Source organism: Microcoleus sp. w1-18aA5 (genome assembly GCF_036701705.1).
GTDB lineage: Bacteria > Cyanobacteriota > Cyanobacteriia > Cyanobacteriales > Microcoleaceae > Microcoleus.
On the sequence record NZ_JAUPTE010000033.1, the window covers coordinates 13,924 to 28,196 of the forward strand.

The 14,273-nt window shown below is 38.9% G+C and carries 8 protein-coding genes; 3 read left to right on the top strand and 5 right to left on the bottom strand.

The window, feature by feature from the left end; genetic code table 11:
• Nucleotides 1-598: 598 nt before the first annotated feature.
• A complete protein-coding gene (locus Q5691_RS14010; protein ID WP_333161535.1) occupies nucleotides 599-1,984 on the bottom strand; it encodes a response regulator in 1,386 nt (461 codons plus the stop codon).
• A gap of 382 nt (nucleotides 1,985-2,366) precedes the next feature.
• On the opposite strand from Q5691_RS14010, the gene Q5691_RS14015 reads away from it, so the two are divergent.
• Complete coding sequence (locus Q5691_RS14015) at nucleotides 2,367-5,549, top strand: PAS domain-containing protein (RefSeq protein ID WP_333345280.1); 3,183 nt, start codon at nucleotides 2,367-2,369, stop codon at nucleotides 5,547-5,549.
• A gap of 22 nt (nucleotides 5,550-5,571) precedes the next feature.
• Here Q5691_RS14015 and Q5691_RS14020 read toward each other — a convergent pair whose 3' ends face one another.
• Together Q5691_RS14020 and Q5691_RS14025 are read right to left on the bottom strand one after the other, a co-directional pair.
• Nucleotides 5,572-7,389: an EAL domain-containing protein gene (locus Q5691_RS14020; RefSeq protein WP_333308731.1), complete on the bottom strand. Its 1,818-nt coding sequence runs from the start codon at nucleotides 7,387-7,389 to the stop codon at nucleotides 5,572-5,574.
• Nucleotides 7,386-10,280 (bottom strand): ATP-binding protein, encoded by a 2,895-nt coding sequence (locus tag Q5691_RS14025; protein ID WP_333345282.1) that lies wholly within the window; start codon nucleotides 10,278-10,280, stop codon nucleotides 7,386-7,388. Before Q5691_RS14025 ends, Q5691_RS14020 begins: the two co-directional genes overlap by 4 nt.
• A gap of 978 nt (nucleotides 10,281-11,258) precedes the next feature.
• On the opposite strand from Q5691_RS14025, the gene Q5691_RS14030 reads away from it, so the two are divergent.
• Together Q5691_RS14030 and folB are read left to right on the top strand one after the other, a co-directional pair.
• Nucleotides 11,259-12,626: a serine/threonine-protein kinase gene (locus Q5691_RS14030; protein ID WP_333308735.1), complete on the top strand. Its 1,368-nt coding sequence runs from the start codon at nucleotides 11,259-11,261 to the stop codon at nucleotides 12,624-12,626.
• Nucleotides 12,627-12,779: 153 nt separating this feature from the next.
• Nucleotides 12,780-13,136, top strand: coding sequence for a dihydroneopterin aldolase (folB, locus tag Q5691_RS14035; protein ID WP_190662829.1), 357 nt, complete (start codon nucleotides 12,780-12,782; stop codon nucleotides 13,134-13,136).
• A gap of 103 nt (nucleotides 13,137-13,239) precedes the next feature.
• On the opposite strand, the gene nuoK is transcribed toward folB, so the two are convergent.
• Both nuoK and Q5691_RS14045 read right to left on the bottom strand, forming a co-directional pair.
• Entirely contained in the window at nucleotides 13,240-13,545 is a 306-nt protein-coding gene (gene nuoK, locus Q5691_RS14040; protein WP_228042566.1) for an NADH-quinone oxidoreductase subunit NuoK, read from the bottom strand.
• Nucleotides 13,546-13,624: 79 nt separating this feature from the next.
• Complete coding sequence (locus Q5691_RS14045) at nucleotides 13,625-14,248, bottom strand: NADH-quinone oxidoreductase subunit J (protein WP_333345284.1); 624 nt, start codon at nucleotides 14,246-14,248, stop codon at nucleotides 13,625-13,627.
• Between the last annotated feature and the right edge of the window lie 25 nt (nucleotides 14,249-14,273).

Here is a 14,273-nt window from a genome sequence, read left to right on the forward strand (position 1 = left end):
ATAAATGTTGCATTAGTGTAGAGAAGTAGAGTTGCTTCTCATCTTGATGCTGTCGTCAAATCGAGGTGAAGTCAACTGGCTGTGCATATTCTGCACAATTGTGTCCCAGTAGGTGATTCAGCTTTTGGGGAGATGTCTAACGTTTCTGAGCCCAATCACAACTTGAGTCATTTTTACTCAATTATGTCTCCTCTGGAAATAGCGATCGCCTCTAGGGGCAGTTATACAAAATATAAACATTTTGTCAATGTGTAAGTCCTAGCGGCTTCTCTTAATTTTTATTGATTGGCTGGGGGAACTGCGGGGATGAAAATCATCATTTCTCCAAGGGCGTTGATAAATCCTGCTTTGAACCGCTAGATAGCGCGTCTAAATGAATGGTCTCATTGACCAAGAATTTCTTGATGGTACCCGCCACGTGATTTATCCGTGGAGTCAATCCAAAATCTAAAATCTAAAATCCTCAAGCCCCCGAATTTATCCGTGGGGTCAATCCACAATCTAAAATCTAAAATCTAAAATCGAATGACCGAGTAGAGACGTTCCCTGCTCTGTCAGTTTAGTCTCCAATAAATTCGTTAATTCCTAGGCTTTCCCTTTAGGCTAAAGGAATTTCAATAATGAACTCTGTCCCAACACCCTGTTCTGAAAAGCAACTCAGTTGACCACAATGTTTTTCTACAACAATCTGATGGCTAATCGATAAACCCAGTCCCGTACCTTTTTCTGCTGGCTTGGTTGTAAATAGATAATCAAATATTTTAGTGCATACCTCTTCCGGCATTCCCAAACCGTTATCTTTAATGTGAATAATGGCGAGATTTCGGTGGGGGTCAACTTCAGTGCAAATCGTAATTTGTCTTGGATTTACTTTAATTTCTGCCAAGCTTTGCTTCTGAAGAGAATCTTCTAAAGCATCAATGGCATTAGCAATAATGTTAATAAATACCTGATTTATCTGTCCGGGGTAGCACGGTACTAGAGGTAAATTTCCATATCGTTTAACGACTTCTATTTTCGGACGTGTATCATTTGCTTTTAATCGATGTTGTAGAATTAGTAATGCACTGTCAATCCCTTCATGCAGGTTAGCTTCTACTTTTGATGTACTATCAGCGCGGGAAAAAGTTCTTAAAGATACACTAATTTGACGAATCCGTTCTACGCCCACTTTCATGGATGAAATAAGCTCGGGTAAGTCTTGTATGAGATACTCTAAATCCACTTCTTCGGCACGAGTTGCAATCGCTGCACCTGGAGAGGGAAACTGTTGCTGATAAAGATGAACAATTTCTAATAAATCTTGAATATAAGTTTCAGCATGAGTCAGGTTTCCCTTGATAAAGCCTACTGGATTATTAATTTCATGAGCCACTCCAGCCACTAATTGACCGAGGGTAGACATTTTTTCGCTTTGGATTAATTGGAGTTGAGCTTGTTGTATAGTCTGTAGAGCTTGTTTTAGTTCAGAGGTTCGGTCTTCAACTCGTTTTTCTAATTCTTGATTCAATTGTTGTAAAGTTTTTTCTAAAGTAGTTTTTTCTTCAATTTTTTCTTGGAGCAATTGATTTTTGCTTGCCAGATCTTTGGTCAAATTTCGCAACTCTAAATGAACTTGAATTCGAGCTAATACTTCTTCTTTTTGAAAGGGTTTAGTGATATAATCTACAGCCCCAAGACTCAAACCTTTGACTTTTTGATCGGTGTTGCCAAGAGCCGTCATAAAAATGATCGGGATTCCTGAAGTTGACGGGTTACTTTTCAGTCGAGAACACGTTTCAAATCCGTCAATTCCCGGCATCATTATATCTAATAAAATTAAATCTGGAGTGACATATTCTATTTTTTGCAGCGCACTTTCTCCATCTTGAGCTACTAAAACTTCTAATCCTGCTTCATCTAAAACGTTAAATATAACACCTAAGTTTGTAGGATTATCATCTACAATTAAGAGGGTGTTTTTTGAGAAAGATAAATTATTCATAAAGGTTTAGCCTTCTCCTTGGTGTTTAATTATAGGCCGCGTGGCGTCCTGACTATCTAATCTGCCAGTTTGCAGAGCCAATCGGCAGCATGATTTTTCAATTATAAGCTGCATGACGTTCTGACTATCTAGGGGTCGGGAAAAAATTAACCTTCTCCCATTGGTGTATCATCATATTATAGTTCAACGAGGATGCTAACCAATGTAATCTTTTTTATTTTAACGTAAAGTTTTTGTAACGCACTATAGTCTTATTGCTTTCCTATCCCTTTATCTACAGAAGAGTCCTACGTCTAGTGAATATTCTATGGCTCTATAGTATAGACAAATACATTATTCCTACTAAAAAGTTATGTGTACAAATGTTTCTAAATTCCGAAAAATGCCGCTACGCCATGTCTTAATTGTTCCTTTTATTTTACAAATCTTTACAGCCGTAGGGTTAACCGGATATTTTTCGTTACAAAACGGACAGAAAGCTGTGAATGATGTAGCGGCACAGTTGCGCCGTGAAATTGCCACGAGAATTGAGCAGAATTTACATACCTATCTTGCTGCTCCCGATTTAGTTAATCAAATTAATGCTGATGCTGTTAGGTTGGGCCTATTGAGCATGGAAGATATGAGAGTGTGGGAGCGTCATATTTGGCAACAAAAGAATCGATTTAATAGCGTAAATGGCATATTAATAGTAAATGAAAAAGGTCAAGGTGTAGCTATTCAGACTAAGGATGAAGGAAAGCTAGAAATTCATGCACAATTGCCAACAAATACAAATCAGGTATATATTTATTCGGTAGGCAGTCAAGGGGAAAGACAGAAATTACTCAAAGTTTTGAATAATTTCGATCCGCGAAAAATGAAAGTTTACAAACAGAGCTTAAAAGCTGGCAAACCTACCTGGAGTCCAATTTATTTTGGCGACGTTATTCATACACCTCTAATGGCGAGAAGTCAACCAGTTTTTGACAAAAACGGAAAAGTTCTTGGCGTCTTATTTACAACTGTACGTTTATCCCTAATTGGGAATTTTTTGCAAACTCTAAAAGTTGGAAAAACAGGACAAACTTTTATTATCGAGCGAAGCGGAATGCTAGTGGCAACTTCCACATCAGAAAAACCATACCGAAATAGGCAAAGATTTCCAGCCACTGACAGCAAAGATATTTTAACCAAAGCTACTGCAAAATATTTAACAGAGCGATTTAACAATCTCAATGAAATTAAAACTTCTCAGCAGTTAGACTTTTTAGTGAACGGACAAAAACAATTCGTACAAGTTGTTCCTTTTCAAGATGGTAAAGGTATTGATTGGTTAATTGTAATTGCGGTTCCAGAAAATGATTTTATGGAACAAATTAACAGGAGTAGACATACCACGATTTTATTATGTCTTTTGGCACTATTTTGGGCAACTGTTTTGGGAATTGTGACTTCTGAATGGATAGCCCGACCGATTCGGCGTTTGGGTAAAGCCACAAGCGCGATCGCTGGCGGTGACTTCGAGCAAAAAGTAACGGCCTCCTCCGTTAAAGAAATCAGCGCTTTAGCGACTTCTTTCAATTTAATGAGCCAGCAACTCAAGCAGTCCTACGCACAATTAGAAGATTATTCGCACTCCTTAGAACAAAAAGTCGCAGAAAGAACTCAAGCATTAGAGCAAGAAATGGGCGATCGCCAACAGATACAAGAGACGCTCCGGCAAAGCGAAGAAAGGTATCAATTAACCCTAGAAAGCGTTAATGAAGGCATCTGGGACTGGCAAGTCCAAACAAACGCCATCTATTTTTCACCCCAATGGAAAGCCATGCTAGGCTATCAAGACAGCGAAATTTCTAACGAGTTTAGTTCTTGGGAAGAACTGATTCACTCCGATGATTTACACCCGATATTAGACTCTTTAGGACAGTATTTAAAAAGAGGAAGTAACGAACCTTATAGTTGGGAATTTCGGATGCGGCACAAAAACGGTAGCTACAGGTGGATACTATCGCGAGGTCGAGTTGTCGAGCGGGATGCCGAAGGCAAACCCCTACGTTTAGTCGGCTCTCACACCGATCTTACCGATCGCAAACAAGCAGAAATAGAATTGCAAATAGCCAAGGAAGCTGCCGACGCTGCGAACAAAGCCAAAAGCGAATTTTTGGCAAACATGAGCCACGAACTTCGCACACCCCTCAACGGGATTTTAGGCTATGCTCAAATCCTCATGCGTTCAAAAAACTTAGACAATCAAGAGGTAAATAGTCTAAAAATTATTTATCAATGTGGCTCTCATTTGCTCACTTTAATTAACGACATCCTCGACTTTTCTAAAATCGAAGCTAGGAGAATAGAACTTTACCCGACGCAATTTCATTTTTGGGCATTTTTAGAAGATGTCAGCCAAATCTTTCGCCTCAGATCGGAACAAAAAGCCATCAGTTTTATTTGTCAATTTGACTCTTCCTTACCCACCAACGTGCAAGGGGATGAAAAACGCTTAAGGCAGATTTTAATTAATCTCTTAGGTAATGCTGTAAAATTTACCGATCGAGGGGGCGTTACCTTCAAAGTTCAACTTGTAAAATCAGTACCCTTAGAAACTAACGCTAATGAATTAAATGCCATCAACTCTATCCGCTTTCAAATTGAAGATACTGGAGTGGGGATTGGCGAAGAGAAAATGCAGAAAATTTTTCAACCTTTTGAACAGGTAGGCAATACCGATAAGATGTCAGAAGGAACGGGTTTGGGATTAGCAATTACTTTAAAAATCATCGAAATGATGGGTGGCAGTATTCAAGTTAACAGTCAGTTAAATGCTGGCAGCCAATTTTGGTTTGATTTAGATTTACCTTCTGCTAGTAAATGGGAATCGGCAATTCAGCTACAAGCTGCGATCGCTGGCTATCAAGGAACTAAACTGAAAATTCTCGCAGTTGACGATCAGTGGGAAAATCGATCTGTGCTCGTTAATTTGTTAGCACCTATTGGCTTTGAAGTGCTAGAAGCTACGAATGCCAAAGAAGCTTTAAAACAAGTCGATTGTGGCCATTTTAATGCTATTATTACTGATTTAGTAATGCCAGGAATGGATGGTTTCGAGTTAGTAAGCCGTCTCCGCTCTCAACCTAAGTTTAAAGATTTAGTCATTATCGTTTCTTCTGCTAGCGTGTTTGAAGCTGACCAGCATAAGAGTTTAGATATGGGCGCAAATGCTTTTTTACCCAAACCCGTACAGGCGGCTGAGTTATTTGTATTGCTACAAAAGCATTTAGGGATATCTTGGGTATATCAAGAGTCATCTCACCTCAATCAAAATGTCAATCAATTCGTGCGATCGGATTCAGCTTCTTTGTTAGTCCCTCCACCAGATGAAGAACTGGTCATTTTATACGATTTGGTTATGAGAGGTAATTTAAAAGCAGTGACTCAACAGGTTGAACAGTTAAAAAAATTGGATGCAAAATATATTCCCTTTGCCGAACGGGTAGGTGAATTGGCTGCAAGCTTTCAGGAAAAACAATTACGGTTATTAATTAACGATTACAAAGCAGATAACAAAAATCAAATTGATGATTGAAAATAACACAAGATTATTTCAATTATAAGCCTATAAACCGCGTGGCGTTATGACTATCTAAGGGGCGAGAAAAAAAGTAACCTTGTCCAAAAATACATCCTAGTTCTCGAAGAATTTGTATTTGTTCTTGAGTTTCCAATCCTTCAGCAACAATTTCCATATTTAAATTCCTACCTAATAATATAATTGTTTGAATTAAACTTGTATCGTTGGGATTTCGAGCCAAGTTTTGCAAAAAGGAACGATCAATTTTTAAAGTATCAATTGGCAACTCTTTGAGTAAACTTAATGAAGAGTAGCCAGTACAAAAATCATCGATACATATACCAACACCCATAGCTTTTAAAAATTCAAAATTAAAATTTGTTGTTTTTAATAGACAACTTTCAGTAATTTCTATATTTAAAGTGTTTTTATTTATCCCAGTTTGTTGTAAAATTTCTGCAATTTGTTCTAAGCAATTAACTTGCTGGAATTGAATAGGAGAAAAGTTAACGTTCAGTTTCAAAGGCAGGTCAGGCAATTCCTCTTGCCAACGTCTTAACTGGTTGCAAGCTTCCCGTAAAATCCACCAACCTAAAGGATTAATTAATCCTGTTTCTTCAGCAACAGGGATAAATTGATCGGGTGAAATCATGCCTTTGGGCTGATTCCAGCGGATTAAAGCTTCAAAACCTTTAATTTCTTCAGTAATGAGGGAAACAATAGGTTGATAGTACAAGCAAAATTCTTGTTGAGAGATCGCTTTTCGCAAGTCTTGCTCCAGCTCGAGGCGTGCGATCGCATCCGCTTGCATCTGCGGATCGAAAACCTGATAGTTACCACTTCCCTGCTTTTTGGCTCGATACATCGCAATATCCACATCTCTAAGGATATCCATCGGTTGTTGATAATTCATTGCACTAGAAGTTATACCAATACTCGCTTCTACGCTGGCTTCGTAGTCATTAAACTTAAATGGTAACTTGAACTGTTCTAATAGTTCTTGAGCAACTGTAATCCCTGTTTCTATTTCTACTAAAATCACAAATTCATCCCCACCCATGCGCGTTGCAGTTTGGGAAGATTTTAAACATCCTTGCATCCGATTTGCTACACACTTTAGTAGCTCATCTCCTGCTAAATGCCCCAGGCTATCATTAATAATTTTAAAGCGATCTAAGTCAATAAACAAAACTGAATAACTTGAATTTGCTGCAATTAGCTCCTGCAATCGCTTAATCAACCAGTCTCTATTTGGCAAACCTGTTAAGGAGTCATAAAAGGCATTATGCTCTAATTGAGCTTGACTTCTGTATAAGTCTTCCAGCGTTTGAGACAGTTCTGCTGTTCGTTCTTTGACTCGTATTTCCAGTTCTTGATTTAGCTGTTTTAAGTCTGCACGAGCCTTGGCGTGTTCCGCAATTTCTTGCAATAAATGCTGATTTTTAACTTCAATAGTTTTAGTTAAATGCCGCAAATCTAAATGTGTTTTAATTCTCGCTAAAACCTCTTCTTTTTGAAAAGGTTTAATAATATAATCTACGGCTCCTAAAGATAAACCTCTGACAACATTATCTGTTTCAGAAAGAGCCGTAATAAAAATTACAGGAATTTGACTCCATAATGGGTTTTCTTTCAAGCGTGTATAAGTTTCAAATCCGTCTATTCCGGGCATCATTATATCTAATAAAATTAGGTCGGGAATCACATAATTTATTTTTTGAATAGCACTTTCTCCATCTTGAGCGACCAAAACCTCAAAACTAGCTTCAGTGAGGAAATCCGCTAAGATTCCTAAATTAGCAGGGACATCATCCACTACCAAAATTGTATTTGAGTAAGAATTTAAATTGTTCATAAATTTATTTCCTTGTATTGAGTGAGCATTTCCAAGATTTTTTTCTCTTGAAACTCTTTAGCTAACTGCCGCAATTTTGACGCAAATGACATATATTTTGGATCAGTTTCTTCAAGAGTTTTTGTCTGTTTTATAATCTCTTTCAAATTACCTCGCAAAGCCAAATTAAACAGTTTATCTAATGCTTCTGGAGGAGGAGGAACAATTTTATCGTAATGGGATTTCTTTCCTGAAGGCATCAATGATGCAGCTTCATAAATCCACTCTAGTTGTAAATGAAGTTCTAACTTTTCTAAAAGTTCTTCAGCTTGAACTGGCTTGGCTAAAAAATCAACGGCTCCAGCTTGTAAGCTTTGATTTTGGTCTGTTTCAAAAACACTTGCCGAAGAAACAATTATTTTAATATCTTTTAATTCTAAGCTTGTTTTCCAGTATTCCATCAATTGAAATCCATCCATTTCTGGCATAACTAAATCTGTAATTACTAAATCTGGTTTAGCCTGAGTTGCTATGTTCAATCCTTGTTTACCGTTAGTCGCTTCTATTACTTCAAATCCTAGAGGAGTCAGTAAATTAACAATGACCGAGCGATTTTCCCAACGATCGTCAATTACGAGAAGTTTTTGGGGATTTCCTTTAAATCCAATAATTTTACCTTTGTCAGTTTGAGAACTTGTATTAACCCACTCTGTGGCTTCTAATAAATCTAAATCAAACCCAAAAATACTGCCCATTTGTAATTGACTGGTGACTTGAATGGTACTACCCATTAATTGAATAATTTTTTGAGTGATTGCCAGTCCTAATCCCGTTCCTTCTGCTTGATTTTTGCGAGATCCAACTTGTTCAAAAGGTAAAAATATTTTGGCGATTTCTTCGGGTTTAATTCCTACTCCTGTATCTTTGACACTGAAGCGAATTTTACAGCTAGTTTGATGGGAAAAATTAATATTTTTTTCAATTAAACTGACACTAAAACTTATGTCTCCTATTTTGGTAAATTTGATGGCGTTACCAATAAGGTTAATTAATGCTTGTCGCAAGCGTTTTTCGTCGGCGTGAATGGCAATGGGTAAATCGGGATCGGGTTGGTAGCTAAATTTGAGACTTTTTTGTTCGGCGCGAATGCGACAAATTTCGGCAACGGCCTGCAGAAAAGCGGGAAAATGAAATTCTGTAGGGTAGAGTTCCATTTTCTGAGCTTCTATTTTAGACAAATCGAGAATATCGTTAATTAAAGTTAGCAGGTGAGAACCGCACTGGTAGATAATTTCAATGCTATTTTGTTCGTGTTCTCCTAGTTTTACAGAACGCTTGAGGATTTGGGCGTAGCCTAAGATACCGTTGAGTGGGGTTCGCAGTTCGTGACTCATGTTAGCCAGAAACTCGCTTTTGGCGCGGTTGGCATTTTCTGCAGCTTCTTTGGCGGCATAAATTTCTTGTTCGGCACGTTTGTATTCGGTAATGTCTTCTACTGTACCTTCGTAGTAGAGAATATTGCCATTTTCATCACACATAGCGCGAGCATTTTCTGAAATCCAAATAATACTACCGTCGCGGCGATAAACTTGAGATTCAAAGTCGGAAACACTGCCGCGATCGCTTATAATTTTTATGAATTCTTCTCGGTGGTTGGAATCTACATAAAGTTGTTGTTTAATATTGGTTAATTTTCCAATTAATTGGTCAGAAGAATTGTAACCATAAATTTCAGCCAAGGCTGGATTAGCGCTAAGATATTCCCCTGCTGGGGTAACTTGGAAAATCCCATTAATTGAATTGTTAAAAATGCTGCGATATTTGGCTTCAGCAGCTTGTAATTCTTTTTCAAATTGCAGGCGCTTTTTGCGGTTGCTGACAAAAGCTATAAAAATGTAAGTCACTACCGCTAATACTAGCAGTGCAAACCCGATGATTTGATATTTTCTACCAACTAACTGATTCAGTCGCTGTTCCAATAAACGATCTAAAAGTGGAAAAGCTGTATTGTAAAGTTTTAATTGGGACTCTAGGGCAGTTGTGGCTGTAGCTGTATATACGAATGGCTGTAAGGTGATGGTATTGGCATTGATGATATCTTTGTCGAGTAAGTCAATAAATCTTTTGATGTCCTTGAAATTTTCGCGCACGCTAGTGGATAGCTGCCGCTGAATTTGCGGATTAGCATTAGCAGAAATTTGCAAGCCTCTTTGCACTGCTTGGATAGGCGGTGCAATTAAACTCCGAATAATCAAAAGTTTGGCTCGATCGCTGTCTGCAATTTTTTGTTTAGCTTGTTGAGTTGCTATCTTTGCACCGATATCTTTAGCTTGAGCCGTATTCTCTATCGTTAATGGTAGCTGCGTGACAACGGTATCCATTAAATAATAACTGTCTAAAGATGGATCGAGAATGAGATTAGAAACATCTCCGATGTGTGCAATTAAATCCAGGATATCGTTAACAACAGTTGTATGTGCTTGCCAGCTTTGGGTAGGAGATAAGTTTAATTTTTGCTTTTTTAATCGCTGCCAGTTGCCATTAATGGAAGTTTTGAGCGCTAGCCATTGCGGGCTAGTTTTAAATTGGGGCGATAGCTGTTTTTCCACGGCATTGAGGTTTTGGATTGCCGTCTCGATCTTTTCTGTTGCCGTGGCGATCGCTGTTGCTAAAGACTTGTCCCCATTTAAATATTGATTAACTTGCGTGCGGTGTTCAATAACAGCGACAAGCAAATTTTTCAACGGATAGTTATAAGCCAAGCCGAGTTTTTCTTCTTGAGCGAATTCAATTTTAATATTAATTTCAGCAATTAATTGATAAACTACCAGAGCAAAAGGAAATATAAAAATTAACAACAATGCCATTAAATTTATGGGTTCTGTGAGGCGCTGGTTTAGGTATTTTTTCATAATCAAATAAGTAATGGATAATGATTAATTTTTAAAGGGCTATGAGGATAATTGTTAATCTGTATTCTAGCCTCATGGCGGAGTTTGACAATTTATTGGGTAGCTATTTGTCCATTCAGTAGACAGACATACCCCGTTATTCCTATAGCCACAAAAATATTTAGGATAAAAGCTCGAACCAAGAGCAGACCTAACGGAACTTTCGGAGTTGCAGTCATCCACTAACTGGCTGAGGCTTTTTTAGAATTTGTCCAGGTACTTGGTTAATATCAATATTACGCTCTCTTTTGCCCAACAATATGTATTATAGTTGAAGGAAGATGCTAATATATGTCATTGTTATTACATTACATTAAAATTCCTCCAAAAGACTCTAGTCTTATAACTCTTCTATCCTCTTATCTACGGAAGACTCCTACCTTTGAAAAATATTCAAATATTTAAAACCATATAATAATACATTTTTTGACAATTTTATGTATAGAATTGTTGCTAATCCTCAGAAAAGATCGCTCCCCAGTATCTTACTTCTAGGACTTACGCATTGACAAATGTTTATATTATGTATAACTGCCCCTAGAGGCGATCGCTATTTCCAGAGCAGACAGAATTCACTCAAATTACTCAAGTTGTCATTGGGCCCAGAAACATTAGACATCTCCCCAAAAGCTGAATCACCTAATGGGACACAATTGTGCAGAATATGGACAGCCAGTTGACTTCACCTCGATTTGACGACAACATCAGGATGAGAAGCAATTCTAGTTAAAAGCTAGTCCAGAAATAGCGCTTAGTTTAGTCGTTTTTTTGATAATGATGAGGGAGAGTCTACATCATCAAACGATCGCTAAAGCTATTGAGTAGAGGATTGATATTGCTGGGGCGATCGCCCTTCCTTCTATCCCATTCAAACAAACTTAGCTACAATAAGCTATACTGTGCTCGGCGACTCCCCAAATCAACAATTTGCCGTGGTTTATGTCTAACTCATCTCTCCTCACCCCAGGTTCGACTCTCGAAAAACGCTACCGCATCCTCCGCGAATTGGGCCGAGGCGGTTTCGGCCGCACTTATCTCGCCGAAGATATCAACCGCTACAACGAACATTGCGTACTCAAAGAGTTTTCTCCGGTGGTTCACAGCCCGAAAGCGGCCGAATTGTTCGATCGCGAAGCGAGTATGCTTTACCACCTCCAACACCCGCAAATTCCAAGGTTTCGAGAACTCCTGCGAACGGATTTGGGCGGGAATCCATCTTTATTTTTAGTGCAAGATTATATCAAGGGTCAAACTTACGAAGAACTATTGATATCGTGCCAGCAGCAAGGTAAAAATTTTAGCGAAGCCGAAGTTACTCAACTGCTATTTCAGCTTTTACCAGTTTTAGAATACATCCACTCGAAAAATTTAATTCACCGCGATATTTCCCCGGATAATATCATTCAGCATGATGCTGACAAACTACCATTTTTAATTGATTTCGGTTCGGTTAAGCAAATCGCAGCAAATGCCGTACTTCAGTTTAACGGACAATCGGATACGACGATCGGCAAACAGGGTTATTCGCCAGCCGAACAAATGCGACTGGGGAAAGTGTCTGCTGCTAGCGATTTGTACGCTTTAGCCGTCACGGCTTTGGTACTGCTAAGCGGCAAAAAGCCTCAAAAATTGTACGATATCAATAATAAAACTTGGGATTGGCGATCGCACGTCACAGTCAGTCAAAATCTCGCTACGGTCTTGGATAAGATGCTAGCAGAACAACCGGGCGATCGCTACCAATCTGCAAAAGCAGTCCGCGAAGCACTGAAAGATCCAAAACTATCTCACATTGGCAGTATAATTTCCCAAATGGTGACAATGAACTTTGTCGGCCGCCCGTTCAAAAACACCACTCAAACTGCTACCAGCAATCATACCCCTGTTCACCAAAATCCTCAAATTGTTAATAACAACCCCACATTCAAGTTAATTCCTTGGAAAACCCTAGGGAGTTTAAGTGTGATTTTGGTCCCCGGAATTTTAGCTTTTAGTGTAGTCAAATCTGGTTTCACATTGCCAAAGTTGCCGGATTTACCTAAATTTTCTTCGCGCCAGCAACCTTCCGATACATCCTTAGAGGAAGCCGAAATAATTCGTCAAGAAAAGATTGGTAAACGACGCAAAAATCTCAACATTAATCAAGATATATTCTATCAAAAAGTGGATGAATTATATTACAATAAATATCCAGAATTACAAGGGCGCAGCTTGACAGAAAAGCCAGAAGATGCTGAAATTAGGAGGAAATGGTATGAAGTTGCTGAGGATTTACTGGACAAGTTGGAGAAAGGAGAAGAGTTATAAAATCTAAGATAGAATAAGAGTGATTGAACCGCAGAGGGCGCAAAGAGCGCAGAGGGAGAAAGAAAAGGGCAAAAAAAGAGACGGAAGATAAAAAGAACTTTATCTGGTTTAATACAAAGTGGTATAGACAACGCACTTTTAGTTTATTGCAAAATGGATTCTATTCAACTTACAGGAATTCGCTGTTACGGATATACGGGCTATCTGCCGGAAGAGCAAGTTTTGGGGCAGTGGTTTGAAGTGGATGTTACTCTATGGCTGGATTTATCGCAAGCTGGAAAAAGTGATGATATTCAACATACTCTTGATTACCGCAGCGCAATTACTCTGATTCAAAAGCTAGTCCAAGAGTCGAAATTTTTATTAATCGAACGCCTAGCAGATACTATTGCTCAAGCGCTTTTAGAACTACCGTTAGTCGAAAAAGTTAAACTACAACTCTCGAAACCTGCTGCACCCATCCCTGATTTCGGTGGCAGAATTACTCTAGAAATTACTAGAAGTCATTAGTTATTAGTCAGTTGGCAGTTGTCAGTTGTCAGTTGTCAGTTGTCAGTTGTCAACAATCAACCATCAACAATCAACTACCAACTGCCAACTGCCAACTGACTAATTACCACTTCAGCAAGTTAAATTCTTCCATGTCTACGGTATTGCGGTTGCGATAAATCGCCAAAACAATTGCCAAACCCACCGCAGCTTCAGCCGCCGCTACCGTAACTACAAACACGGTAAATACTTGGCCCTTAATTTGTACAGGGTCGAGATAATTGGAGAAACCCATCAAATTGAGATTGACAGCATTCAGCATCAACTCGATCGACATCAACACGCGCACTGCATTTCTGCTGGTAATCAAACCGTAAATACCAATACAGAAAAGTGCGGCGGCTAATAACAGGAAATACTGGAGTTGCAGTTGCATAAATTTTGCGATTTTGTCTCAATCTAAAGTTACTACAAAACTAACACTATGGTGCGCTAAGCGCACCATAATATTACTTAGATTCTGGCGAAGACACATCTCCGGCAGAAACTAATTCGCGAGGTCTTTCCGGCAAACTCAAAGCAGGTGTTTCGGATAGCTTCTTTGACAGTTCATCCGGGAAAAAATCACGGCGCGCCAACACAATTGCCCCTACCATTGCCATCAACAAAAACACTGATGCTAACTCGAAAGGCAGCAAAAAGTCGGTGAAGAAATGTTTGGCGATTGTGACGATCGAACTTTCTGCCGGTGATCCTGTCGTCGCGACAATAGCCCAAGGAGTAGACACCACCATCGTACCCAAAAGCGCAAATAAACCAGCACAAACCAGCGCAGTTGCTACTTGACGCACCCAAGCGTTGGGAATTGTGCGGAAGTCTTCTCGCTTGTTTACTAGCATGATGGCAAACAAAATCAAGACGTTAACAGCACCAACATAAATCAATACCTGCGCTGCTGCTACAAAGTCGGCATTCAGCAACAGGTACAAACCGGCAATGCTGGTAAATACGCCGCACAACAAAAATGCTGAGTAAACGATATTGGAGAACAGCACTACTCCTAGTGCTCCTGCAATCATCATTACCGACAGTATGCCAAATGAAACAATTTGAACCCCTTCAGCTAGATTCACAATTTTTTATCCTCAATTATTAGTT